General features: G+C 62.4%; 1 pseudogene. It reads right to left on the bottom strand.

From position 1 onward, the window contains the following. Positions 1 to 569, bottom strand: a pseudogene (locus AC08OQ_RS18950) (aminoglycoside phosphotransferase family protein); the annotation flags it as partial.

Here is a 569-nt window from a genome sequence, read left to right as displayed (position 1 = left end):
AACTTCGAAGAGCCCCGATGTCGCACATCTCGATGAGGCCGTCCCATTCGGGATCCGTCAGTTCCCACCGCAACGGTTCCCGGCTGGCGATGACCACCAGGCCACGGTCGAGCTGTGCCACGAGATCACGTAGCCAGGCATCCGCGAGTTGCGCCCGTCCGGTGCGTACCGGGCTCGGTACCAGGGCCTCGTGGCTGTCAATGATGATCACATACTGTCTGTCCTGGCTGGCGGCCCGAAGGTCTTCAGCGAACAGAAACGTGACGGCGTCGGCGAGCTCACTGTTCGGCAGGTCGTCGAGCGTCGCCGGGGTGGGATCGCGCCGCACCCGCAGGCGGCGGCGTACGTCGGAGCCGCCGCGCTCCAACAGCTTGACAAGGCCGCGGGCCGTACCGAAAACTGGAATTCCGGTCATCGTGTCGGCGATATCCGCGAGAATGGAACTCTCGTCGATGAATGCCAGTTCCGAACGGTTCAACCGCAGGTGTGGGTGTAGCCGCTGCCACAGCACTGCGTAGGCTATGGGGACGTAATGAAGTAACAAATACGTGATCGAGAACATCATCGCA

It is taken from the genome of Frankia sp. CcCS3 (assembly GCF_977927575.1).
Note: the sequence above shows the minus strand (reverse complement) of the source record. Positions and strands in the feature narration are given on the sequence as shown.